The following is a 23,135-nucleotide window of genomic DNA, read 5'->3' as shown; positions in this document are numbered from 1 at the left end:
CCCGCTCGATACACTGCGGGCATCGCTGAACGCAGGAAGTACAACGCCGCCCAGCGTCGCCGCGAACTGGCTGACGCTGCCATCGAACTGCTCGGCAAGGACGGGTCGCGCGGCGTCAGTCACCCCAAGGTCGACAAGAAGGCCGAGGTTCCCGACGGCACGACGTCGTTCTACTTCCGGACCCGAGATGCGCTGATGCACGCGATTGCCGCACGCCTCAACGAACTCGACCTCGCCGACCTCTCCCTGCTCACCGAGCTCACCGATGCCGATCCGACGGAGTTCGCCGGCACACTCGGGTTCGCCACACTGGTCATGTATTCGGCGACCGAACCATGGCTCACCCGGGCCAAGGCCCGCTACGAGTTGGCCCTGCAGGCCGGCCGTGACGATGAACTGGCGGCAACGCTGAGCGCGTCCGTCGAGGGGTTCTACGGGGTTGCGCGCGCAGTCGTGACGGAATGGCATGCCACGGACGAGAATCCGATGGCGCCCGAGGTCATCGACGAGCAGGCCAAAACCCTGTTCTCGTTCGTGAACGGCGTGATGATGACGTTCGTCATCGGACAACCGCTGGTGGACAACGCCGATCAGCTAGACCGGTTGATCCGAGGGGTTCTGGCGGGCTGGCCGGCCGAGGGAACTGCCTGAACGGCGTTGTCGAACAACGGCGACGACAACAGCATGGCGCTGACGTGGTCGACGAACACGTCGTCGTCGGAACCGAGGTTGCCTTCCGTCCATTCGATGAACAGCGAGATGATGGCGCCGAAAACGGTGGCGTACTGCATCTTGACCCGCGCCGCCGCGGCGGTGTCCGCGCGATCGGTCGGGGCAGTCAGTCCACTCATCGCCCCGACGGCGTCTCGTACGAAATGGCGAAGCCTGACGTCAGCGATCGGCTCCACCAACAGGATTCGGCAGATCCGGGGATCGGCTTTGGCCAGTTGCGCTGCTGCTCCGACGCCCGCGCGGGTCCGGGCGGGCAGATCGGCGTCCGGGTCGGCGGCGGTATAGATGACCTGGCGCGCGTGCTCGAACGTGCTGCGGTAGACCTCGCGGAGCAGGTCGTCGGTGTCGGTGAAGCTCTCGTAGAAGAACTTCTGGCTGAGCTCTGCCTCGCGGCAGACGGCGCGCATGGTCATGGCGGCGACCCCTTGGGTGCCGACCAGGTTGGCGCCTGCCTGGATCAGTCGGGCGCGGCGGTCCGCCGACCGTGCTTCGGCGGCCTGGCCACGGTACGGCCTTGACATTCCGTGAGCATAGCGAGCACGATCCAATTCGGGAAGCAACCGCTTCCGGATTGTGAGGGGATGCCCAGTGACCGCGCCCAGTGAAGGTGACGCAGACCGGGCTCGTCCCGAGGTCGCGGCGTGGACCGCGTTCGTCGACGGATTGCGCACGGCCGGTGCGCAACTCGCGGCAGACACCGCCGGTCTGCCGGAATCTGAACGCGCCGACGGATTCCGCGCCCTGTTGCGGGCAGTGTCAAATCAACTGGGCCGCTGGGAAGTTGATCGCGACAAGCCTGAGTTCGTCGCATTCAACGGCTGGCGTCAGAAATTCCTGATGGACAACCCCGACTTCCAGTACTGGGTCGCTGATGTCCGCCCCGGCGGCCGCTACCTGATCCGTGGCAATCGCGGCGACGCCGCGTACGTGTCGATCACCGCCTATTCCGGTTCGGGCGGGGCGGCCGCCAAGGCGAACTCCCGGATCGACAGTGATGCAATCACGTTCGACGCCAACGGTGATTACCAGGTGACGGTCGGCGGTGACCGTCAGGCGAACGACTGGCTGGACCTGCCCGATCGCGCGATCGTCATCTGGGTGCGTCACTTCCACAATGACGCGCAGGCCGATCGCATCGGGTGGTGTGCCATCGAGCCGGCCGAGCCGGCCCCGGTCCCGGCGGCGATCGACCCGTTGAGGTTCGGCAAGCACCTGGCGAAAGCCTCGGCGGCCATTGCCGTGCTGCCGCGCATCTGGCATGGCGCGGTGGCCGCCGATCGCGAGTCGCCGAACCAGTTGCACCACTGGACCGAGATGGCCGGGGGAGCGGTGTTCACCGAACCGGCCATCCACTATCTGCGCGGCGTCTGGCAGCTGGGTCCCGACGAAGCGCTGCTCATCGAAGGCGATCTGGTGCCGTGCCGGTACTGGAACATCTTGGCGTACAGCAGATTTCTCAACTCGCTCGATTACCGGCACCGGCGGGTCTCCTACACCGGTGCCACCGCGAACCTCGATGGTGGCCGCTACCGGTTCGTGGTCTCGGCCACCGATCCTGGGCCGGCCGCCGGGGACTGGATCGACAGTGAGGGCCGCGCGTTCGGCATCGTCGTGATGCGGTTCCTGCAACCCGAACAGCAGCCCGACCTGCCCACGACGCGCATCGTGTCCCTGACCGATCTGGCGGAGCGCGCATGACCGGCTGGATCGCGCCCGCCCGCACACCGGAGGCGTTGAACGCCTACGCGGCGGCCGAGCAGGATCGGGCCGCACGCCCGGACCGCTACCAGCTCGGTGCCGACGCCATCGACATCGTCATCGACCGCGGCACCCGTGGTGCCGGCGTGGGCATTCTGGGCGACCCCGGCGAGTGGCGTCCGGGTGTGGAGCAGTACCTGGCCTCGGCCGAGGAGGACGGACGGCTCAACGCCCTCGGCGCGTTGACCGCCCAGCGAACCGCGTCCGGGCGGCTTGCAGCCCGGATCGCGATGGCGCGGTATCTGAAGGAACATCCCAGCGCCGAGCACCGTCCGCTGCTGCCCCCGGTGATCATCACCGGCGGCTGGCGCACCGGCACCACCTTCTTGTACCGGCTACTCGACCGCGACCCCCGATTCCGCGCGCCGCTGCCCGCCGAGCTGGGTGCGCCGTGGCGGCTACCCGGCGACCTCGACGGCGACGAACGCGTCCGCCGCCTCGAGGCGTCCGCCGCCGGCCAGTACCTGCTGCACGTTCTCAACCCCACGATGGCGGCCGTGCACGACTCCGGCCCGAATCTGCCCGAGGAGTGCGTGCTCGGCATGGGCACCACCCTGCGCAACTGGGGCTTCACCGCCACCACGCGCCTCGATGGCTACGCGTCCTGGCTCGCCGGCCAGGACTTCGCCGCCGAGTACGCTCAGCACCGGCGGATGCTGCAGATCCTCGACGCCGGGGATGGTCGCCGTTGGGTCCTGAAAGCGCCGGCCCACACCGCCGAGCTCCGCCATGTCATCGCGACGTATCCGGGCGCCTGCATCGTGCAGTTGCACCGCGACATCGTGGAGACGGTGGCGTCGGGCGCGAGCCTGTTCGCGACGTACCGGTCCACTTACAGTGACGACGTCGACGGGGTCGACGTGGGCCGGTTTCAGACCGCGCAGACGGAACTGTGGCTGCGCCGCGCCCTCGATGCCCGGGCCGCGGCGTCCACTGTCACCTGGCTCGACGTCCAGTACCGCGACCTGGTGGCCGACCCGGAGGCGACGGTGCGGGGTATCTACGCCGCGGCGCAGATGGAGCCACCGGACATCGCGGGAATGCTGGCCGAGCATCACCGCGCCCAACCCCGCGGCGGAAAGGGCGCGCACCGATACCGGCCCGAGGAATTCGGTATCAACCCTGCCGAGTTACGCGAGCGGATGCACTTCTACACCCGGACGCTCGACCCGTCCGGCGCGCATCGGATCGAGGCTTGACGGGCCATCCCGTCGGGGAGCGACTGGCGCTAATCGCGTCGCCCCATTACTTTCCCTGAGGTGATGTCCTCAGCCGTTGGCGCAGTCGCGCGGTCGATCGCTCCCTTTCTGACAGTCGCCTCGGTGGTCGCCGCGGGCCTCGCTACTGCTCCGGGGCCGACGGTCCGTCTGGCCAGCGACGGCAACCCGCTCGAGGGGCACTCGTTCTACGTCAACCCCTCGTCGAAGGCCGCGCGCGCCGCGCAGGGCAACCCGAGCCCTGAACTGCAGGCGATCGCCAACACCCCCACCGCGTACTGGATGGACAACGTCTCCAGCCCTGCGGTGGACGCCAAGTACATCGCCGCGGCACAGGCCGCCGGCACCATGCCGATCCTGGCGCTCTACGGCATCCCGCACCGCGACTGCGGTAGCTATGCCGCGGGCGGCTTCGGGTCTGCTGCTGCGTACAAGGGCTGGATCGACGGTGTCGCCGGCGCCATCGGCGGAGGGCCGGCCGCGGTCATCCTCGAACCCGACGCGCTCGCCATGGCGGACTGCCTGTCGGGTGATCAGCGCGAGGAGCGCTACAACCTGATGAGCTACGCCGTCGACACGCTGACCCGCAATCCGGGCACCGCCGTGTACGTCGATGCGGGGCACTCCCGGTGGACGGCCGCTGACGAGATGGCCAACAGGCTCAACCGCGTCGGCGTCGCCAAGGCGCGCGGATTCAGCCTCAACACCGCGAACTTCTTCACCACCGAAGAGGAAATCGGTTACGGCGACGCGATTTCGGGCCAGACGGGTGGCAAGCCCTACGTCATCGACACCTCGCGTAACGGTGCCGGACCGGCCGAAGGCGAGATGTACTGGTGCAACCCGAGCGGTCGGGCCCTCGGCGCGGCACCGACCACGGCAACCGGAAACGGCAATGTCGACGCGTTCCTGTGGGTGAAGCGTCCCGGCGAGTCCGACGGCGCGTGCGGTACCGGCGAGGCCTCTGCGGGAACCTTCGTCAACCAGTACGCCATCGACCTGGTTCGCAAGGCGCACGGGTAGAGCGGCCTACTGGGGCGGGGGAGCCTCCGCCTCGCACTCAGCGAGCATCGGTGTGGTGAAGTCGACCGATCCGACCCCGCCGAGGGTCATGCCGTTGTCGCGCAGCGTCATCGTCGTCGTGTAACGGCAGGTCTGATTGACCGTCAGCCCGGTGAGGAACTCGACGTCGTAGGTGTAGAGGAACGAACGCACGAGCTGGTTCGCATCCCACGGCACATCGAGGGCGAAGCCCAGGGACGACCCGGACCGGGCGTTGAGCAACCTCGGGCCGACCTCACCGATTCCCGGCGTCAGGTAGAACGGGGCGCCGTCGAGTTTGGTGCCGGACACGCTGACACTTCTGATGCGATAGCCGGTGGTGCCGGACGGGATCAGCGGACCGCGTCTGATGTTCGTGCTGAACAGGATCGAGTAGTTGGTCCCGCCGGCGATGGCCGTCGTGCTGAAGCTCGTCGAGGTGAACTCCTGCGGCAGGTGAGCCGCGCAATTGCCGACCTTGCCGGATGGATCACCGCATTCCTGTGGTGCCGCCAGGGCACTTGGTGCGAGCACCGCAGCGCCCACTACGGGCACCGTGAATGCGGCGCCGCGGATGAACGTGCGTCGGGAGAACGCACTTCCTGAACGATTCGTCATTGGTCTTCCTCCTTGTTCGCTCGTGCTTTTCGGTCTCCAATTCCGAAGCTACAAGGGTGACCAAGCGATTTGGCCGGGTTCGGAAACTAGCGGAAGGAACCGGCTCCGCCGCCGGCGAGCAGGGTCTGCCCGGATTTTGGCACGCAAACTCATATGATCAAGCGCTGACGAGGAAGTCGAGGAACACCATGTTGAGTGACCTACGTTTCTGCCATCTGGTCGTCGGCGTGACCGACATGGACCGGGCCCTGGGCTTCTACCGTGGCCTGTTGGGCATGGATGTGGTGTTCGACCAGTTGATTTCGGGTGAGCCGTTCGACGCGGTCCTGCACTCCTCTCGCCAACAGGAAGGCCGTGTGGTCGGGGGAGTGGTGGGCGGAGTCATGCTCGAACTGGTCAGCCTCGGTTCGTCGACCCCGCCTGGACCCGGGAAACGAGGAATCGTCGGCAACCAGAACATCGCATTGTCGGTCACCGATCTCGACGCCACCTATCGCGCCGTGATCGACGCGGGCTTTCAGCCCGTTCAGGAGCCGTTCCCGATCGACCGCGTCCGGATGTTCTTCGTCAACGACCCCGATGGCACCGCGGTGGAGTTCGTCGAGTTTCCCGGTGGCGCCCGCAGCAGCTATGAAATGCATCGCGGGGCAGACATCAGCGCAGAAAGGTAACGGTCACTGCTTCGTTCCACCCCACCGAGGGTTGGACGGACTGCGACACTGGGGCATGGCCATCGAGCTGGTGCGGGGTTCTCGGTTGTTCGCGGGCGTGCCTTACGCCTACGCGGCGATCACACCCGGAAACGGCATGATCTTCACCGCCGGCGCCTGCCCACTCGACGATGGGGGGGCAGGTCGTCGCTCCCGGTGACATCGCCGCCCAGGCCCGCCAGGCAATGGGCAATCTCCGGATTACCTTGCAGGAGTGCGGTGCCCAGTTACGCGACGTGGTGAAGACGACGATCTACGTCGCCAGTGGTCAGCGTGACGACCTCGTCGCGGCGTGGGACGAGGTGGTGTCGGCTTTCGCCGACCATCGGCCGCCGAGCACGCTATTGGGTGTGGCAGTCCTCGGGTACCCCGATCAACTCGTCGAGATCGAGGCGATCGCGGTGCTCCCGATCATGTGACCGGCGTGAGGTCCGTCCCGGCCGGGGGTTGCAGCCGCCGCAGTTTGCCGTCGATGGCCGTGACATACAGGGCATTGCCGTCGGGCCCCGGGCCTACCCGCACCGAAGTGGGTCCGTTGGGCGGCAGGGAAAGTTGGCTGAGCCCTTTGGCTATCGTGCAGATGCGGCCGGTGTCGGGGTTCACTGCGTAGACCTCGCCCGCGGTATCGCCGGCCACGTACAACGTTCCGTCACGGGTCGCCTGCATGTCGTCGGAGCCTGCGATCAGGCCGGGCAGACGTGCCACTGTCGCGGTGGCGTTTGGCTTGTCGAGTGGGAGCCGCAAAACCGTTGACAGGGCTACATTCTCGGTATAGAGCGCGCTGCGGTCGGGAGTTAGTGCGAGTCCGTTGGGTAACGGGGTGCCGGACCAGGACTTCGTGTGCCGTCCGGTGGCGGGGCTGTAGCGGTCGATTCCCCGGGGCGGGACGGTCAGTTGCGAGAAGATCAGATCACCGTCCGGGAGGAACAGCAGACCATTCGGCGCGGGCAGCCCGGTGAGCAACGTCGTCGATTCACCCGTGTGCACGTCCAGGCGTTGCAGCGTGCCGCGCGCCGTGCCGGGGTTGTTTCCGGTCAGGAAGTACAGGCTGTTGCCCGAAAGCCTTAGGCCCGCTGGATGATCGAGACCAGACAGCACCGTGGAGCTGGTTCCGTGATCATCGACATGGAGTAGTCGACCGTCGTTGATCGCGCTCAGGTAGAACCCGCCGCGGCCGTCCGGTTCGAGGTTCTCCAGAGCGCCCAGTCCACTGGCCACCGTGGTGATCTGCCAACGCTGGCAGGTACCCGTCCGAGCTTCCGCGCCGGGCGTTGCGCTCGCGGTCGGCGTAGCCGCCACGAAAAGCATCGCGATGGCGCATGTCGCGGCGCCAATTGTCTTCTGCAGCATCAAGTCACCCCTCAGTCATTCCCCCACCAAGTTTGATACCTTTTGGTATCGGATTCTAAAAGGTATCATGAACCCGTGGAAAAGGACGACGGTCGATCGGTCGAACAGTCACGGCCGATGACACGCCGACGCGTCGAGACCCGTCAGCGGCTGCTGGAAGCCGCGTTCTCGGTGTTTGCCTCAAAAGGGTTCGGGCGCACCCGAATCGACGACATCTGTCAGGCTTCGGGGTATACCAAGGGGGCGTTCTACTCGAACTTCGGAACTCTCGATGAATTGTTCCTTGCGCTTTATCGCGAGCAGTCACGTCAGGCCGCCGAGTACACCATCGGATTCCTGGCTGCCGAACCGTTCAACACGGTCGAGGCCACGATCCAGGCCTGGGCGCAGGGTCTGCCGATCGACCGGGACTGGCTGCTGATCAACACAGATTTTGTCCTGTACGCCGCCCGCCGGCCAGAGGTGCAGCTGGAACTCGCGACAGAACGGTCGCAGATGCGCGAGGGCTTCGCCCGCATGCTCGCTGACCACATCCGCGATCGGGCACCGGACCTTCCGGCGTCGCTACCCACGCCGGACGAGATGGCGCGGGCGCTGGTCACGGTCTATGACGGGGCAATCTCCCGGCTCATCCTCGACATGGACGAGGCGGCGGTGCGAAAGCACTTCGCCGACATTGCCAGTGCGCTGCTCCGGTAGAACTCACACACCGCCTGACGACAGTGTGAACGGCTCCTTACCGGACGGATACTGCCGGGAAACTGGATCGGCGACGGGTGCTGAGACCGTGGGACGATGACCGCAGACCCTGTTGATCCACTCTGGCTTCGGCCGGTGGCACTGCCGGCTGCTCTTCCGAATCTGGCGGTGCGCCACAGTGCCGACGTCCGTCAGGCGCAGGAGTTCATGGTGCTCCTAGAGGCCGAAATGGTCGACCTCCAAGAACAATTGACGGCCATCGATGAACGTGTCAACGAGGGGCGTCCAGGAGCCCTTCATCATCAAAGCGTGGTGCGGGCGCGGCTCAATGAGGTGCGACGCCTGCTCGACGGCCTCATCTTCAGGTTTCCTTCCGCCTGAGCTTCCAGTCGCCGATCGCAGCCAGGCGACGGCGCTGCTGGGCCGCGGCGGCGGTGTCCAGGCCGTGTCGGCGCTCTTCGAGGTTGGCGATGACGCGCTCGCGGTGCTCGACCGGATTGGCATCGTCGTACTTGAACTTGGCTTCCACGCGCAGGACTTCGAGACGTATGCCGCGAATGCCGGGCAGCATGCGCCCGTACGGGTCTTCGCCGACTGCGACGTCGGCATGGCGTCCTTCGGGCTGGAAATCGTCGAGCTGAGTGGCCAGGATGCGGGCCTTGCCCTCGGGATCATCGATAATCGTTGGGCGACAGACGAACTGCACCGAGGAGTAGTAGCTGGTCGGCACCCCATCCTCGTCGGGCCCACCGGCTTTCGCACGCCAGTAGGTGGGGATATAGGCGTAGTCGCCGATCACCGTCAGGCGTACCTCGGCGGCGGCCTCCAGGTGTGGCCAGACCGGGTTGGGCCGGGCCAGGTGCATAAGCAGCTCGCGGCCGATGTGAGTGAAGTGCGTGGGCACCATCGGCGGTGCGGCGGCCGGGTCGACGTTGTTGACCGCGAGAATCCCGAACCGATCGGTGCCGGCCAGCCAGCTCTGCCATTCGGCCTCGCCGAGTGCGGCGTCCCACGGGTGGATCAACATGTCATTCTCCTTGTCGTCGGCGTCCCCTGCTTCAAGGCTATGGCCTGGCCGACTCCTTCGACTGATCGCACCCGCGAGTTGGTAGAAGTTGTTTGGACTTGCTGGTCCATTTTTATCCAGGCACGCTCGTGACGTAACGACGCGTGACTGGAGGTATGCAGTGAATCTCGGTGAATTCGGTGTCTGGCAACCGGCATATGCCACAACGCCCGAGATGGCAAAGCAGATCGAGGGCCTGGGCTACACGACGCTGTGGCTGGGTGGCCCGGAACCTGACCTGTCGGGCATCGATGAACTGCTCGGCGCCACGGACCATTTGGTGGTGGCCAGCAGCATCTACAACATCTACCGCGGTGATGCGGTCACGTTGGCAGCAGCGTACCGCCGTGTCCAGCGGTCATATCCGGACCGCCTGCTGTTGGGCCTCGGCGTGGGACACCCTGAACAGGTCGGCAATTACCGCAGCCCGATGGCTGCCCTGAACGGGTTCCTCGATGGTCTTGATGAGCACGGCATTCCCCGCGAGAAGCGGATGCTTGCCGCACTGGGGCCCAAGATGCTGGCGCTGGCGACGGAGCGGGCGGCCGGTTCAGTGCCGTACCTCGTCACGCCCGAGCACTCCCGGCGGGCGCGGGCGGCGCTCGGGTCTCAGCGGCTATTGGCGCCTGAGCAGAAGGTGGTTCTGGAGTCCGACCCTGAACGGGCCCGGGCTCTCGCCCGTCCGCGAATCAAGCATCCGTACCTCGGATTGGTGAACTACACCAACAACTTACGGCGACTCGGCTTCACGGATGAGGATCTGGCCGGCGACGGCAGCGACCGGTTGATCGACCAGCTCGCCGTCCACGGTGACGCGGCGACGGTTGCGCACGGATTGCGCGCGCATCTGGCGGCCGGGGCGAATCACGTGCAGATCCAGGTGGTAGGTGAGCACTCGGCGCCGCACCCCCAGATGCCCGAGGTTCTGCTGCAGGTTTATGACGAGGACACGTTCAGGATCTACGAATCCCTGGCCGGGGCGTTGGACATCGCGCCCAGGTGACCGGCATCAGCGAGGTGCGCGGCCCGCACCCTGCCACACCGTGTCGAACGGAGCATTGCCGCTGATCCGGTCGACGATTCCGGCGGTGGTGAAGTCCTTGGCCAGGCGCACCGCCTCCGGGACACTGGATCCCTTGGCCAGGGCGGCGGTGATCGCTGCCGCCAGCGTGCATCCCGCACCGGCGACGCGGGCGTCGCCGACCTTCGGCGCACGTAGAACCTCGGCGTCCTTGCCGTCGAAGAGAACATCGACCGCGTCGTCGCCGGGAAATTCGACCCCGCCCTTCACCAGGACATACGTGGGCCCGAGGTCGGCGATGCGCCGGGCTGCCTCGACGAGATCGTCGATGGAGGAGATGTCGTCCATCCCGGCGAGGGTGCGTGCCTCGAACAGGTTCGGCGTGGTGACCGTCGCCAGCGGCAGGATCTGGCTGCGCAGTGCGGTGTCGGTATCGAGAGCCGCACCGGGCTCTTGTCCTTTGCAGATCAGGACGGGGTCGACGACGATGTGCCGCCACGATTGCTGGGCGAGAGCCTCGGCGACGACGTCGATGGTTGCGGGGGTGCCGAGCATGCCGATCTTGACGACATCGAGGTTGTACGCCGATGTCGCCGCCTCGATCTGATCGGCGATGACCTGTGGATCGACCGGGACGAACCGGTGGCCCCAGTCCGCCTTGGGGTCGAACGACACGATGCAGGTCACCGTGCCCACACCGTAGGTGCCGAACTCCTGGAACGTGCGCAGGTCGGCTTGCAGGCCGGCGCCGCCGGTGGCTTCGGATCCGGCGATGACATACGAGAGGTCGACCACGTGGGTGAGCGTACGCCTGCGCTACGGACATCCGACATGAACCCAGCGGATATCGGCGTACGTTGCTGGGTTCGAAAGTGGTGGGACGAATGAGCCCGCAATGTGTCGGTGCATGATCGGTTCGTCCACTGCCAGAAGGAATCCAACTTGATGACGGTGGCAACGTATTGGCTGCAGGCGATGTTCCATGTTGCGACCCAAGGTGATTGGTCACAGCATCCGCGCGCTTGACGGTGCGTCGGGTACGAAGGTTGTTGACAATTCAACAGTTATTCGAAAGCGTGGCGGGTGACCGCTTGTTATCTCGCGCGGCGTGGCTCAGATCCCAGTGGGGATCTCGTCGGTTGCTGTATAAGACCGGGTCGCGCTGTGGTCTCGTCCGATCTGATCCCGAATTGGGTTGTGAAACCACCCGTTCGGTTCTTTGTTCGGAAGTTTACCGGCAATCGGCAGTGTGTTTTGTAGTTAGCTGATACCGTCGCGCTCATGAAGCTCGTGCAACGTATGGCCGCAGCCGCGGCTGCACTGGCGGTCTTTGGTGCCGCCGCATGCAGCAGCTCGTCGACTGATCAGGCCCCGACCACCAGCCCCGTCCCTGCCGAGTCCACGTCCAGTCAGCATGGCCCGGTCAAATCTCCGGCTACCGCGCCGGCGCCCGCCGGGCCTGGGCAAACGACGCAGCGGATGATGCCCAATCCGAATGAGGATGGCTCGATGGTGCCGTGTGAGGGCACGATCTGCACCAATCCGAATCACGGGGCTGGTGACAATCCGGATGAGAACGGTGGGGCGGTGATGCCCAACCCGAACGGTGACGGCTCAGACGTGCCGTGTGAAGGCACGATCTGCACCAATCCGAATCACGGGGCTGGTGACAATCCGGATGAGAACGGCGGGGCGGTGATGCCCAACCCGAACGGTGACGGCTCAGACGTGCCGTGTGAAGGCACCATCTGCACCAATCCGAATCACGGGGCCGGCGACGACGGATAGGTCGTACGGGCCGACACTGCCGGCGCCACCCAGTCTCGTAGGTAGGTACGCAGTCCTCTGTCGTGGCGCGATGGTCCACCCGGGTCGATGATGAACGACTGCAGGATCCTCAGCATGAACTCGACCAGCTGATCGAGCGCATCGCCATCGAATCCGACTGTGGCCCAATCGATGTCGAATCGGCGCAGAATCGACTTACCGAATTCGATGGCGAGGTCAGAGGTAACTCCCGCCGTGAACGCGCTGGCCTTGCCGGGCTGCAGGACCAGGCTGAGATATCGGTCGTGCGGAATCTGCTCCGCCGTGTAGGCGATGCCTTCGACGACGGCTTCGCTGGGGTCGGTGATCGAACCCAGCTGCTCGGCCAGGCGATCGAGGAAGCCGTCCACTGACGACACGGCGGTGGCGGCCATCAGGCTCTCCAGCGTAGGGAAGTAGCGGTAGATCGTCTGGCGCGTCACCCCGAGTGCCTGGGCCACTTCGGACACGCTCACGGTGCCGCGCGCATCGATCGCCTGCCGGGCCGCACCGATGATGCGGCGGACGGCTTCGTCGTCGTCGGCGGGAATGTCTCCCGACCAGCCGTGCCTGCGCATCCGTTGATCGTCGCACGGTTGGCACAAAAATCTTGACAATACAGTCTATGGTCACTGTATGGTCAGCTCATGACTGTCGGCCCGGTGAGCAGCACCGATGAAGAACTGACCCGTCGCGCTCTGCGGCATGCCGTCGAGGGGACGACGGATATGGCAGACCGGGTGCTGAAGGTGCCTCTCCACTACTACCGCGACCCGAAGATCACCGAGATCGAGGAATCCCAGATCCTGCGCCGGGTCCCGCTGGCGATCGTGCCGTCGGCTCAGATCGCCGAGAAGAACGACTTCGTCGTCCGCTCCGTGCTCGGGGACTCATTGCTGGTCACCCGGGACCGCACCGGCGCCAGCCACGTGTTCCTCAACTACTGCCGTCACCGCGGTGCCATGCCGGCCTGTGGATCAGGCAACGCGTCCCGGTTCGTCTGCCCGTATCACGCATGGACCTACCGCAACACCGGTGAGCTGTTCATGGTGCCGGGCAAGGTCGGCTTCGACACGATGGATACCGCCGAATACGGACTGGTGGAACTGCCGTCCGAGGAGCGTCACGGCTTCGTCTGGGCGGTGCTGACCGCGGATGCGGCCATCGACCTCGACGCTCACTTGGGGCCGCTGGGTCCCGAACTGGCGCAATGGAACTACGAGGCCTATGGCTATCACACCGACCGCGAGTTCTCCTCGGAAGTGTCGTGGAAAGGTGCGCTCGAGGCGTTCGCGGAGGGGTATCACTTCCCGTTCGTCCACGGTGAGAGCCTGATCGGGCAGAACACCCTGCCGAACACCGCCATTTATGACGAATTCGGCAAGCATCACCGAATTGGCTTCCCGTTCAACTGGATCAAGAATCTCTCCGATGATCCGAGTGGCTCATTCGACCCGTCGGCCAACATGGGTGTCATCTACTGGGTGTATCCCAACCTCATCCTGGCGAACAGCCCGGTCGGCGTGGAGATCATCGACATGCTGCCCGAAGGGGAGCCCACCCGCTGCACGGTCCGGCACAGCTGGATGGGCCGAGTCCCGGCGACGACCGACGACATGCGGGCCGGCTATGACGCGGTCTACGAAGGAGTCCACGCTGCGGTGCGTGATGAGGACTTCGCCATGCTGCCGCAGTGCGGTGAAGGTGTCCGGCATGGTCAGCATGACCATATGATCATCGGCCGCAACGAAATTGCGGTCCAGCACATGATCAAGGTGTTCGCCCAGGAATTGGGTGTCGCGCTGGCGTGAGTGCGGCGGTCACTTTCCCGGCAGCGTCCGCATCGCCTGCAGCGTGATGCCGGGCACCGAGTTTGCGAGGTCGGGACGCTGCTTACCGAAGGCCCGCATGGTCCGGTAGAAAGACCAGGCCTGGCGCGGGGATGGAACTTTCGGCACCCAGGCCAACTCCCAGTGGATGCCGTTGATCGGGTCGTCGAAGAACACCGCGTAATAGCCGGGCCAGTATTGCGGGTAGTCCTTGGGCTCATCGGTGACGGGGATGCCCCGGGCGATCAGGAACTCGCGATGAAAGCGGTCGACTTCCTTGCGGTTTCGGGCCCACAGTGCGATGTGGTTGATCCCGACGGCCTGGTCGGTATGGGTGAGCTTGTCGCCGGTGAATGCGGGCTGAATCCCGATGTAGCTGTGCGGGTTGAGGAATCGCGTCATGTAGTAGATCGACTGGTACTCCATGTTCAGCGAGGAGAAGCTGTGGTATCCGAGCCAGCCCAACATCGCGTCGTAGAACTTGATCGATTCGTCGTAGTCCAAGACCGCGAACTCGACATGACTTACACCCCGCCACCGCATCCGGCCCCCTAAGAGTTGTCTACTACCGAATGTAGTACTCAGGAGCCGCGCTGTGAAGGGGCTGCGCGCGCCGTTTTCCACCTCCGGGTCGCGATGCCTACGGAGAAACGGCCCAGCGGTAGAAACGGCGCGCCGACAACTGCATCAAACCTGTTTAGTTGTCCGCCTTTTCAGCTTCGTACTTCTGCGCCATATGCGCGATCGCATCGATCTGAGACTGGGCCAGCCCGTCACGCACCTGCCCGGCACGCGCCGCGGCGTCCAGGGTGGGCTGGGCCTGTCCCTGGAAGTGCGGCATGACCTCTTCGGCGAACAGTTCCGCCGAGCGTCGGGTGGCGGCGGGATTGGCCCAGTCCGCGGCCATCTGCAACATGGATCCGAAACCGCCCGACTGCTCACATAGCCGCTGTACCTGCGCGCGCGCCCGTTCCGGCGTTCCGATCACGCCGGCACCGCGTTCGTTGATCGTGTCGATCATTCCGTCGATGGTGTCTCCCGGCATGGTCATCTGCGGGAAGGCCGCGACCTTCTGGAAGTAGTTGAACCACGCCTCGATGCCGTGGCGGACCTCGGCGCGGGCCTGCGCATCGGTCTCGGCGACATGGAACGGTCCGACCAGCGACCAGTTGCGGCGGTCGATCGTGCTGCCGAACGCCGCGGCGCGCTCCTCGGCGATGTTCCAGTGGTGGGCCAGTGCGTCGAAACCGGCCTCGCTCAACGTCGCGCCGATCGACAGCAACCCGATGCCGTGCTTGCCCGCCAGCCGCGCGCCGGTCGGAGACGCTACTGCAGCGACCGACAGTGGGATCCCGCCCTCGGAGTACGGGGCCAATTGCAGTTTGGCATCGAACAATTCGTGCGTGGCGGTCTTGGCGCTCACCGTCTCTCCGGCGAGCAGACGCACCATGATGTCCAGGTTGGTCTCGAGGAGTTCGCGGGTGTCGGTGGGGTTCAGCCCGATCATGGCCGAGTCGGTGGGCAGGGAGCCCGGCCCGACGCCGCCGATGATGCGGCCGTGGGTGAGGTGGTCGAGCAGCATCAGCCGGTCGGCTGCCCACAGCGGGTTGTGGTACGACAGCGAGATCACGCCGGTGCCGAACGTGATCCGCTTGGCCCGGGCGGCCGCCGCGGCGATGAACACCTCGGGCGAGCTGATGATCTCGCTACCTGCCGAGTGGTGCTCACCGATCCAGACCTCGTCGTACCCGAGGGCGTCGAGATGCTCGACGAACTCCAGATCCCGGTGCAGCGCCAACGTGGGGTTGATGCCGGGCCGATGGAACGGGGCGATGAAATAACCGAACCGGAGTCGGGACACGGGGCCTCCTTGCCGCGAAGTGTGCTTGCCAGAAAGCTAGTCCCGCGGCTCCGTCGCCAACAGTGCACGAAGGTGGACAATTCGGCGCCCGCCGTCGTTTACTCGTCGGGTGAGGCGAGCCACAGCCGAGCTGCAGGTCGCGGACTACGAGAAGGTGTTCGCGGTGCTCGACGCCTGCGACGACGCGGCTGACTTCCCTGAGTTCCGACGGGCGGTCGTGGACGCGATCAGTGAAGTGTTCGACGTCCGCGGGGTCACGTTCTTCGCCGGACCGACCGTGGCGGACGCGTTCGCGGATACCGATCCCATCACCACCGACTACGACAATGCGCTGCTGGACGACTACATGGCCAGATGGCGCGGGCACGACGTCTTCGCCACCCCGATCGCGTTGCAGCAGCTGAATACGGCGGGGTCGGTCAGCCTGCGAGAGCTGGCTGTGCCCGCGTCCGCCGCGGCCTACGTCGAGCAGTTTCTGCACCGGGCCGGCCTGCAGTCGTGCAACGCGTTCACGTTCCCGATCGGCGGTACCGCGCACGGTCTGCTCGGGCTGTTCGATCCGGACCCGGACGCGGTCGATGCGCGCGACGCCTCGGCGCTGCGATTACTGTGCCGGCGCCTACGCGGCCTGGCGCGCCCGCTGATGCCCGCGGCCCGGGTGGATCCGCTGGCGCAACTGCCGCAGCGGCAGCGCGATGTGGTCGCGTTGTTGGCCCGCGGGCAGACCAACGCGCAGATCTCGACGACGTTGTGCCTGACCGAGGACACCGTCAAGAAGTACGTCAGCCGGGCGCTGGCGACGACGGGCTGTCGGTCGCGCACGGAGCTCGCGGTCCTGGCCGCGACGCGCTGAGGTCCTGCCCGAACCTGTGGGTTGGTCATTGCTGCCAACCGCCGGTCAATTTCTGCCAGCGGAATTAACCGCTTTGACCAGTGCGTTGTGAGAGCCAGACCGGGTAGGAATTCCCCGAACCGGTGGACGAGACGTCCGAACCGCGACACTCACGCCACGGCTCGAACGCCCAGGACGAAGGGCTTCGACATGAAGAAGTTTGGTTTTGCGAGCATGATCGCCACCGGTTTCGCCGCCGCCATCGTCGGCCTGGCCGCGCCGGCGCAAGCCGACATCACCCATCATCAGTGGGTGCACGACATCCAGCAGCATGCGAGCACTGGCGCCGTCACACCGACATTCGGCAACGGCCGCTGACACCCGACAACGAGCGAGGGGTACCCACACCGGGTGCCCCTCGCTTTCGTTGGCAGCCAATCGCCGAAACGTAAGGTGGCGGAATGACCACCACCCACCGGCTTGCAGTGATCCCGGGCGACGGTATCGGTAAGGAAGTGGTCCCCGAGGGCCTCAAGGTGCTGGAGTCGGCAGCGGCCGCCTTCGGTTTCGCCGTCGACTATGAGCAGTTCGATTACGCGTCCGCCGAGTACTTCACCGACACCGGCGCCATGCTGCCCGACGGGTGGTTCGACGAACTCAGCCGGTTCGACGCGATCTTCTTCGGCGCCGTCGGTTGGCCGGACGTTGTCCCCGATCATATTTCGCTGTGGGGCAGCCTCCTGCAGTTCCGTCGGCACTTCGACCAGTACGTCAACCTGCGGCCGGTCAAATTGATGCCGGGGGTGCGAAGTCCGCTGGCCGGCCGAGAGCCCGGCGACGTCGACTTCGTCGTCGTCCGGGAGAACACCGAGGGTGAGTACTCGAGTATCGGTGGCAGGATGTTCGAGGGCACCGACCGCGAGACGGTACTGCAAGAGACGGTGATGACCCGAGTCGGCGTCGACCGGATCCTCAAGTATGCGTTCGAGCTTGCCCAGCACCGGCCCGACAGGCACCTGACCTCGGCGACGAAGAGCAACGGTATCTCGATCACGATGCCGTACTGGGACGAGCGCGTCGGGCAGATGAGTGAGCGGTTTCCCGACATCAAGGTGGACAAGTTCCACATCGACATCCTCGCCGCGAATTTCGTCCTGCATCCCGACTGGTTCGACGTGGTTGTCGCGAGCAACCTCTTCGGTGACATCCTGTCCGACCTGGGGCCCGCGTGCACCGGCACCATCGGCATTGCTCCCAGCGGAAACATCAACCCGGAACGGCGATTTCCGAGTCTGTTCGAGCCGGTTCACGGCTCCGCGCCCGACATTGCCGGACGTGGTATCGCCAATCCGATCGGGCAGATCTGGAGCGCGTCATTGATGCTCGACCATCTGGGTGAACCTGACGCCGCAGCAGCGGTCCTGAAAGCCGTCGAAGACGTGCTGGCCCACGGAGGGGACGTCCTGACCCCCGATATGGGCGGAACCGCGACGACGAGCACGCTCGGTACTGCCGTCCGCGATCAGCTGCAGTCGAATCTCGCTGCTTCGCAGTAGTTCTGCTACAGGTCAGGCCGACATCTGGCACAGAAAGTCGGACCCGCCGGCGTAGACGATCCCGGACGGGTACGGCGCGGACGCGGCCCGTGCGATGGTCGTCGCCAACTCGCGGTCGGACATCACTTCGCCGGAGACCACAGTGAAATCGATTCCCCGCCGGTCGAATTCCGAACGCATGGCATAAAGGGCGGTCTCGCCGGCGCGCTTGCTTGCAGCGGTCGCCGCGTAACCCTTCGGCACGGCCTTGTTCGGGTAGAAGTGGGCCTGATGGCTGGTGACGAACACGATCTGACCGCCCACCGGCATCAGCGGCAGCGCCAGCTTGGCCAGCCGGCGTTGGGCATCGCGGTTCAGCCGCATGGCGTAGCCCGGATCGGTGCCCAGCTGCAGCCCGGTCGACGCGTTGAGCACCAGGACGTCGAGGCGGCCGAACTCCCGGCCCACGCGCTCGATCATCGCGGCGGCGGCAGCCTCGTCGGTGATGTCGGCCCCCAGAGTGGAGGCGCGGCCACCCGCGCGGCGGATGGCGTCGACGACCGTGTTGGCGCGTTTGGCCTTCTCGCGGTAGTTGACGACGACGTGGGTGTCCGGGCCGGCGAGCTGCTGTGCGACGTCGGCGCCGATACCCCGCGATGCACCGGTGACAAGAGCGATCCGGGTGGCTGCTGCAGGCTGCATGTCGGGTTCCTTTCCGTCACTGCGAGGCGGCTGGTCGGGAAATTCTGACCTGCGATGACACGGTGTGGCCGTGCTCACAACCGCCCCTGGGAACCCACCGTACACCAACTCTAAGAAAAATAAGGCCCTTCTAAGGTCACGGTAAGGGCAATGTCGTGTCGCAACTGTGTTGCTGAGCTGAGGGGCTTAACCTGGCCGGGTGACTGGCCAACGAGTGCCCGGTGGAGTGGTGCACAAGCTGCCGGCGGACCTGCGTGAGGCGCTGATCGGCAATGACACGGCCATGGCCGCGTGGAAAGACATCACGCCGCTCGCGCGCAACGAGTTCATCTGCTGGGTGGAGGACGCCAAGCAGCAGGTGACGCGCGAGCGACGGATCCGTCGGACGCAGGAGGAGTTGGAGGAAGGGCAGCGGCGACCCTGCTGCTGGCCCGGGTGCAAACACCGCGAGCGCACCGGCAAGTAGCCGCTGCTGCCTACCGGATCGACAGACCGGTGATGGCCCGGGAGATCACCAGGCGCTGAATCTCGCTGGTGCCCTCGAAGATCGTGAAGATCTTGGCGTCGCGGTGCATCCGCTCGACCGGGTAGTCGCGGGTGTAGCCGTTGCCGCCGAGGATCTGGATGGCCTCATCGGTCACGTACACCGCGGTCTCACTGGCCACCAGCTTGGCCATCGAGCCCTCGGCGTTGTCGAATGCCTGGTTGTTGCGGGCCATCCAACCCGCGCGCCACACCAGCATCCGGGCCGCGTCGATACGACTCTTCATGTCGGCGAGCTTGAACGCGACGGCCTGGAACTCGCCGATCTTGCGGCCGAATTGCTCACGCTGGCAGGCGTAGTCGAGTGCGTATTCGTAGGCGGCGCGGGCGACGCCGACCGCCATGGCGCCGACGGTGGGCCGGGTGCGCTCGAAGGTCTTCATCGCTGCCTGGCCGCCGGCGGAGGCGCCCGACTTCACGCGGGCGATGCGCTCCTCGAACTTCTCCCGACCGCCCAGGATCAGATCCTCGGACAGGCGGACGTTGTCGAGCACCACCTCGGCGGTGTGGGAGGCGCGGATGCCGTGCTTCTTGAACTTCTGGCCCTGCGTGAAGCCGTGGGTGTCCGGCGGGATGATGAACGTGGCCTGGCCGCGGGACCCGAGTTCGGGGTAGACCGAGGCGACCACGATGTGGACGTTGGCGATGCCGCCGTTGGTGGCCCAGGTCTTGGTGCCGTTGAGCACCCACTCGCGGGTCGCCTCGTCGAAGCGGGCACGGGTGCGGATGGCGCCGACGTCGGATCCCGCATCGGGTTCGGACGAACAGAATGCGCCCAGGTGGGGCGCGTCGGCGGTGCCGAACATCTCGGGCAGCCAGCGGCCCAGCTGTTCGGGAGTTCCGTTGCCCGCCAACGCCGCTGCGGCCAGTCCGGTACCGAGGATCGACAGGGCGATGCCGGCGTCACCCCAGAAGAGCTCCTCGAACACGGTCAGCATGCCGAGCCCGGTGGGTTCGGCGGCCTGCTGGGCGAACAGTTCGGGCGAGTACAGCCCGACCTTGGCGGCCTCCTGGATGACGGGCCACGGGGTCTCCTCGCGCTCGTCCCATTCCGCGGCGGCCGGACGCACCACCTCGGCGGCGAACTGGTGCACCCAGTCGCGGACCTCGATCACGTCGTCGCTCAGTTGCATGGAGAACGTCACGGTTTGCTCCTGAAATATGTTGATGTTCGGTGATTTACGAGCGGTGCTGTTCGATCACGCTGACGGTCTGGGTGACCCAGGCCTCGAAGAAGCGATCGTTGTCGACGTTGCCCGGCGAGCGTTTGGTCAGCGCCTGCAGCGTCGCGGCATAGGACAGTGCGGAGATCGCGACGGCCGCGGTGGCCTCGGGATCGGGGATCTGGGTACGGCCCGAGCGATTCGACGCGGCCAGTTCATCGGCGAATCGTTGATAGGCGTTGTCGGTGATGACCTGCCACGTCTTCTCGTCGAGGTCGCCGAGTTCGTCGGGTTCCCGCAGCATGACCCGCAGAAGTTCCTCGCTCTGGGTCAGATTGGCCCAGATCAATTGCCCGGCGCTACGGACCGCCTCCTCGGTGGTCTTCGGGTGGCCCGCGTCGTACTGCTCCCGCGCACTCACGATCGCGTCGATGCGGTGCGAGACCGCGGACTCGAGCAGTTCCCGCTTGGAGCCGAAGTGCTTGTAGAGCGCCCCCGAGCCGGGTGCCAGGCCGGCGGCCTGCTGAATGTGAGCCACCGACGTGGCGGCATACCCCTTGGCGGCGAACAGCTTCAGCGCTGTGGCCAGGAGCCGGTCGCGTCCGGATGACATGGTGAGAGAGTACTCACTCACCAATTTTGGGCGCAAACGGGCCCCCGCACGGCCGCCGGATCGATAGGTTGACCTGGACTGATCGGTCCGACGGGGAGGCGTGACGATGGCGGAGCTGACGAGAAACGACAAGATTCTGTGCGGCGTCTATGCCGTGATCGCGGTAGTCGCGTTGGTTGCGACCTGGTGGAACAACATCCGCTACTTCACTACGGAAAGTACGAGCACGATCGATTTTTTCCTGAGCGGCTACGCCAACTACGCGTCGTCCTCGCTCACCAACGACCTACTGCTGTTCGGGCTGGCCGCGTTCGTGTTCATGGTCGTCGAGGCGCGTCGGATCGGGATCCCGAAGGTGTGGATCTACATCGTGCTCAGTGCGGTGATCGCAGTAAGCGTGGCGTTTCCGCTGTTCCTGATTCGGCGGCAGTTGGTGCTGGCGGAGGGGCGGGTGGTCGGCTCAGCGGCAGCAAGCTAGGTCCCATACAGATGTAAGGCCCGGCCGGTCAGCGTGGCCACTTCACCGCTCAGCCCGGCCATGGGCGGCGCGCCGCGCTGATGGATCACGTTACCGAGGACCACGACGTAGGTGTCCGACCCGGGGTCCATCCACAACGTCACTCCCGTGAAGCCGGTGTGCCCGAAGCTGCCGATCGGAAACACCATGCCCCTCGGGCGGGACTGCTCCGTGTCGATGTCCCAACCGAATCCGCGGAGGTCTTGCCCGGCAATGGCGGGATAGTGCGGTGCGAGCAGGGGATGTGTTGTGTTAGGGGTGTTCTCGACCGCTTCGCGGGTGGCGTTGTTGGCCGCCTCGACCTGAGCCGGGTTGTGCCCGGGCTGCTGCGGAGTCGTCATCAATTCCAGGGTCGACTGTTTCAGCGGAAAGGAACTCGGCCGGCCGGCGAGGCGGTCGAGCAGCGCTTGCGCGAACCGGCCGACGTCGTTCACCGTCGAGAACACCCCGGCGCTGCCCGCCACTCCGCCCATGCGGCGGGCCGTCGGATCGTGCACGGTGCCGCGCAGGGGGTGCCCGAAGTCCGGGTTGAGGCCTGGGGTGTCTTCGTCGAGCGCCGTGGGTGCGACGCGCGCCAGAAGGTCGGTGTTCCACGTGCCCGCCGGACAGTCGGCGACTTGTGGTGCGTGTGGATCGAGGGCGATCGCGGTTCCCCGAACTTGGTGTGGTCCACATGCTTTGGTGACAGGGAGATAGCGAGTATCTGCCATCCCGAGCGGTGCGAACACGTTCTTCTGAATGTAGGTGTCCTCGGGTTCGCCGGTGATCTTCTCGAGAAGTGCACCGAGGATGATGAAGCCGATGTCGGAGTAGTGAAAGCGCTCTCCGGGCTCGAACACCACCCACGCCCCGAGCGCCCGGTGGATGCCTTCGGCCTTGTCGGGCTTGTCCAGTCCCCACGGCCCGTCCAGGCTCAGATCTCCCGCGATGCCCGACGTATGGGTGAGCAACATGCGCACCGTGACCCGCGCACGGCGTGGGTCGTTGTTGGGGTTGAAGTCGGGCAGGTAGCTCTGCACGGGTTCGTCGAGCTGAACCCGGCCCTGTTCGTAGAGCTGCAGGATGCCGACAGCCGTCGTGAGGCACTTCGACAGCGAGGCCAGATCGAAGATCGTGTCCTCGGTCATCGGTTCGGCAGGGGCGGGTGCCCCGTCCAGCCCCGGTTCGCCGGCCAGCTTGCGTGAGCCGAAAGCCTGACGGAAGACGATGTTTCCGCCGTGCCCGACCTGGACCACCGCTCCGGGCAGTCGAGGTGCCGCGATCGCGTCGTCGATGATCTGGACGACCGGGGTGAAGTCACCCGTGGGAACAACGGCGGCCGTCGTGGGTGGTGGGGCGATGGGTGCCGGCGTAGTCGTCGTCGACGTGGAACTGGCCGCCGGTGGACGCGTCGACGACCCGCACGATGTGACCGCCGCGATCGTGAACGCGACGGCTCCGACGGCGCAGAGCCGAGCAAGACGCGACCGTGACATTGCCACCGGAAAGACGGTAGTTGGGCGGTGGACGCTGCGAGGAGTTT

Annotated in this window: 28 protein-coding genes; 16 read left to right on the top strand and 12 right to left on the bottom strand. The window is 65.7% G+C overall.

The genetic code is table 11. The annotated features are described in order from the left end of the window. Positions 1 to 87: 87 nt before the first annotated feature. The gene (locus tag AB0876_RS22780) at positions 88 to 651 is read left to right on the top strand and encodes a TetR/AcrR family transcriptional regulator (protein WP_491842206.1); all 564 of its coding nucleotides are present in this window, start codon (positions 88 to 90) and stop codon (positions 649 to 651) included. Here AB0876_RS22780 and AB0876_RS22775 read toward each other — a convergent pair. Further along, positions 591 to 1,253, bottom strand: a complete 663-nt coding sequence (locus AB0876_RS22775) for a TetR/AcrR family transcriptional regulator (protein ID WP_491842166.1) — start codon at positions 1,251 to 1,253, stop codon at positions 591 to 593. The two genes, AB0876_RS22780 and AB0876_RS22775, sit on opposite strands and share 61 nt — an antisense overlap. 67 nt (positions 1,254 to 1,320) lie before the next feature. Between AB0876_RS22775 and AB0876_RS22770 the strand changes: the two genes are divergently transcribed. The 3 genes from AB0876_RS22770 (at position 1,321) to AB0876_RS22760 (ending at position 4,730) form a co-directional block, all read left to right on the top strand. Continuing rightward, a complete protein-coding gene (locus AB0876_RS22770) occupies positions 1,321 to 2,430 on the top strand; it encodes a DUF1214 domain-containing protein (protein ID WP_491842165.1) in 1,110 nt (369 codons plus the stop codon). After that, positions 2,427 to 3,689, top strand: coding sequence for a sulfotransferase (locus AB0876_RS22765; RefSeq protein WP_526042995.1), 1,263 nt, complete (start codon positions 2,427 to 2,429; stop codon positions 3,687 to 3,689). Before AB0876_RS22770 ends, AB0876_RS22765 begins: the two co-directional genes overlap by 4 nt. Before the next feature lie 63 nt (positions 3,690 to 3,752). Beyond that, on the top strand, positions 3,753 to 4,730 hold the full coding sequence (locus AB0876_RS22760; protein WP_491842163.1) for a glycoside hydrolase family 6 protein: 978 nt from the start codon (positions 3,753 to 3,755) through the stop codon (positions 4,728 to 4,730). A 6-nt stretch (positions 4,731 to 4,736) separates the two neighbouring features. Here AB0876_RS22760 and AB0876_RS22755 read toward each other — a convergent pair whose 3' ends face one another. After that, positions 4,737 to 5,366: a hypothetical protein gene (locus AB0876_RS22755; protein WP_491842162.1), complete on the bottom strand. Its 630-nt coding sequence runs from the start codon at positions 5,364 to 5,366 to the stop codon at positions 4,737 to 4,739. Positions 5,367 to 5,554: 188 nt separating this feature from the next. Here AB0876_RS22755 and AB0876_RS22750 point away from each other — a divergent pair, with 188 nt between their 5' ends. Further along, positions 5,555 to 6,037, top strand: coding sequence for a VOC family protein (locus AB0876_RS22750; RefSeq protein ID WP_491842161.1), 483 nt, complete (start codon positions 5,555 to 5,557; stop codon positions 6,035 to 6,037). Between the two features lie 170 nt (positions 6,038 to 6,207). After that, positions 6,208 to 6,495: a RidA family protein gene (locus AB0876_RS22745; RefSeq protein WP_526042994.1), complete on the top strand. Its 288-nt coding sequence runs from the start codon at positions 6,208 to 6,210 to the stop codon at positions 6,493 to 6,495. Here AB0876_RS22745 and AB0876_RS22740 read toward each other — a convergent pair. Next, a complete protein-coding gene (locus tag AB0876_RS22740; protein WP_526042993.1) occupies positions 6,488 to 7,426 on the bottom strand; it encodes an SMP-30/gluconolactonase/LRE family protein in 939 nt (312 codons plus the stop codon). The genes AB0876_RS22745 and AB0876_RS22740 overlap by 8 nt on opposite strands. A gap of 117 nt (positions 7,427 to 7,543) precedes the next feature. On the opposite strand from AB0876_RS22740, the gene AB0876_RS22735 reads away from it, so the two are divergent. Next, entirely contained in the window at positions 7,544 to 8,125 is a 582-nt protein-coding gene (locus tag AB0876_RS22735; protein WP_526042992.1) for a TetR/AcrR family transcriptional regulator, read from the top strand. A 96-nt stretch (positions 8,126 to 8,221) separates the two neighbouring features. Then, the gene (locus tag AB0876_RS22730) at positions 8,222 to 8,506 is read left to right on the top strand and encodes a hypothetical protein (protein WP_491842157.1); all 285 of its coding nucleotides are present in this window, start codon (positions 8,222 to 8,224) and stop codon (positions 8,504 to 8,506) included. On the opposite strand, the gene AB0876_RS22725 is transcribed toward AB0876_RS22730, so the two are convergent. After that, positions 8,487 to 9,152, bottom strand: a complete 666-nt coding sequence (locus AB0876_RS22725) for an FMN-binding negative transcriptional regulator (RefSeq protein WP_526042991.1) — start codon at positions 9,150 to 9,152, stop codon at positions 8,487 to 8,489. The two genes, AB0876_RS22730 and AB0876_RS22725, sit on opposite strands and share 20 nt — an antisense overlap. A 160-nt stretch (positions 9,153 to 9,312) precedes the next feature. Here AB0876_RS22725 and AB0876_RS22720 point away from each other — a divergent pair, with 160 nt between their 5' ends. Next, positions 9,313 to 10,194 carry an LLM class F420-dependent oxidoreductase gene (locus tag AB0876_RS22720; protein ID WP_526042990.1) on the top strand — a complete coding sequence of 294 codons (882 nt, stop codon included), beginning with the start codon at positions 9,313 to 9,315 and terminating at the stop codon, positions 10,192 to 10,194. Positions 10,195 to 10,200: 6 nt separating this feature from the next. Here AB0876_RS22720 and thiD read toward each other — a convergent pair whose 3' ends face one another. Beyond that, the gene (thiD, locus tag AB0876_RS22715; RefSeq protein ID WP_055110875.1) at positions 10,201 to 11,007 is read right to left on the bottom strand and encodes a bifunctional hydroxymethylpyrimidine kinase/phosphomethylpyrimidine kinase; all 807 of its coding nucleotides are present in this window, start codon (positions 11,005 to 11,007) and stop codon (positions 10,201 to 10,203) included. Between the two features lie 486 nt (positions 11,008 to 11,493). On the opposite strand from thiD, the gene AB0876_RS22710 reads away from it, so the two are divergent. Beyond that, on the top strand, positions 11,494 to 12,000 hold the full coding sequence (locus AB0876_RS22710; protein WP_526042989.1) for a hypothetical protein: 507 nt from the start codon (positions 11,494 to 11,496) through the stop codon (positions 11,998 to 12,000). Here the strand turns inward: AB0876_RS22710 and AB0876_RS22705 are convergent. Continuing rightward, entirely contained in the window at positions 11,976 to 12,596 is a 621-nt protein-coding gene (locus tag AB0876_RS22705) for a TetR/AcrR family transcriptional regulator (RefSeq protein ID WP_491842154.1), read from the bottom strand. The genes AB0876_RS22710 and AB0876_RS22705 overlap by 25 nt on opposite strands. 69 nt (positions 12,597 to 12,665) lie before the next feature. On the opposite strand from AB0876_RS22705, the gene AB0876_RS22700 reads away from it, so the two are divergent. Then, positions 12,666 to 13,829 carry an aromatic ring-hydroxylating oxygenase subunit alpha gene (locus AB0876_RS22700; protein WP_526042988.1) on the top strand — a complete coding sequence of 388 codons (1,164 nt, stop codon included), beginning with the start codon at positions 12,666 to 12,668 and terminating at the stop codon, positions 13,827 to 13,829. A gap of 9 nt (positions 13,830 to 13,838) precedes the next feature. On the opposite strand, the gene AB0876_RS22695 is transcribed toward AB0876_RS22700, so the two are convergent. Beyond that, complete coding sequence (locus tag AB0876_RS22695) at positions 13,839 to 14,390, bottom strand: VOC family protein (RefSeq protein WP_526042987.1); 552 nt, start codon at positions 14,388 to 14,390, stop codon at positions 13,839 to 13,841. A gap of 154 nt (positions 14,391 to 14,544) precedes the next feature. Further along, positions 14,545 to 15,708 (bottom strand): LLM class flavin-dependent oxidoreductase, encoded by a 1,164-nt coding sequence (locus tag AB0876_RS22690; RefSeq protein WP_526042986.1) that lies wholly within the window; start codon positions 15,706 to 15,708, stop codon positions 14,545 to 14,547. A 109-nt stretch (positions 15,709 to 15,817) separates the two neighbouring features. On the opposite strand from AB0876_RS22690, the gene AB0876_RS22685 reads away from it, so the two are divergent. The 3 genes from AB0876_RS22685 (at position 15,818) to AB0876_RS22675 (ending at position 18,096) form a co-directional block, all read left to right on the top strand. Beyond that, positions 15,818 to 16,561: a helix-turn-helix transcriptional regulator gene (locus AB0876_RS22685; protein ID WP_526042985.1), complete on the top strand. Its 744-nt coding sequence runs from the start codon at positions 15,818 to 15,820 to the stop codon at positions 16,559 to 16,561. 189 nt (positions 16,562 to 16,750) lie between these two features. Then, positions 16,751 to 16,918, top strand: a complete 168-nt coding sequence (locus AB0876_RS22680; protein WP_088305190.1) for a hypothetical protein — start codon at positions 16,751 to 16,753, stop codon at positions 16,916 to 16,918. An 83-nt stretch (positions 16,919 to 17,001) separates the two neighbouring features. Next, entirely contained in the window at positions 17,002 to 18,096 is a 1,095-nt protein-coding gene (locus AB0876_RS22675) for a tartrate dehydrogenase (RefSeq protein ID WP_526042984.1), read from the top strand. A 12-nt stretch (positions 18,097 to 18,108) separates the two neighbouring features. Here AB0876_RS22675 and AB0876_RS22670 read toward each other — a convergent pair whose 3' ends face one another. Further along, positions 18,109 to 18,777, bottom strand: a complete 669-nt coding sequence (locus AB0876_RS22670; protein ID WP_491842149.1) for an SDR family oxidoreductase — start codon at positions 18,775 to 18,777, stop codon at positions 18,109 to 18,111. A 199-nt stretch (positions 18,778 to 18,976) separates the two neighbouring features. On the opposite strand from AB0876_RS22670, the gene AB0876_RS22665 reads away from it, so the two are divergent. Then, the gene (locus tag AB0876_RS22665) at positions 18,977 to 19,243 is read left to right on the top strand and encodes a YdeI/OmpD-associated family protein (protein WP_491842148.1); all 267 of its coding nucleotides are present in this window, start codon (positions 18,977 to 18,979) and stop codon (positions 19,241 to 19,243) included. Between the two features lie 10 nt (positions 19,244 to 19,253). Here the strand turns inward: AB0876_RS22665 and AB0876_RS22660 are convergent, their stop codons facing one another. Next, on the bottom strand, positions 19,254 to 20,465 hold the full coding sequence (locus tag AB0876_RS22660) for an acyl-CoA dehydrogenase family protein (RefSeq protein WP_491842147.1): 1,212 nt from the start codon (positions 20,463 to 20,465) through the stop codon (positions 19,254 to 19,256). A gap of 34 nt (positions 20,466 to 20,499) precedes the next feature. Next, on the bottom strand, positions 20,500 to 21,096 hold the full coding sequence (locus AB0876_RS22655) for a TetR/AcrR family transcriptional regulator (protein ID WP_055111709.1): 597 nt from the start codon (positions 21,094 to 21,096) through the stop codon (positions 20,500 to 20,502). Positions 21,097 to 21,202: 106 nt separating this feature from the next. On the opposite strand from AB0876_RS22655, the gene AB0876_RS22650 reads away from it, so the two are divergent. After that, on the top strand, positions 21,203 to 21,574 hold the full coding sequence (locus AB0876_RS22650; RefSeq protein WP_526042983.1) for a DUF2834 domain-containing protein: 372 nt from the start codon (positions 21,203 to 21,205) through the stop codon (positions 21,572 to 21,574). Here AB0876_RS22650 and AB0876_RS22645 read toward each other — a convergent pair. Then, complete coding sequence (locus AB0876_RS22645; protein ID WP_526043052.1) at positions 21,571 to 23,088, bottom strand: serine hydrolase domain-containing protein; 1,518 nt, start codon at positions 23,086 to 23,088, stop codon at positions 21,571 to 21,573. The genes AB0876_RS22650 and AB0876_RS22645 overlap by 4 nt on opposite strands. Positions 23,089 to 23,135: the final 47 nt, after the last annotated feature.

This window comes from Mycobacterium sp. NPDC049093, from assembly GCF_040704635.1.
Classification (GTDB): Bacteria; Actinomycetota; Actinomycetes; order Mycobacteriales; family Mycobacteriaceae; genus Mycobacterium.
This window is presented reverse-complemented; position numbering and strand designations above follow the sequence as displayed.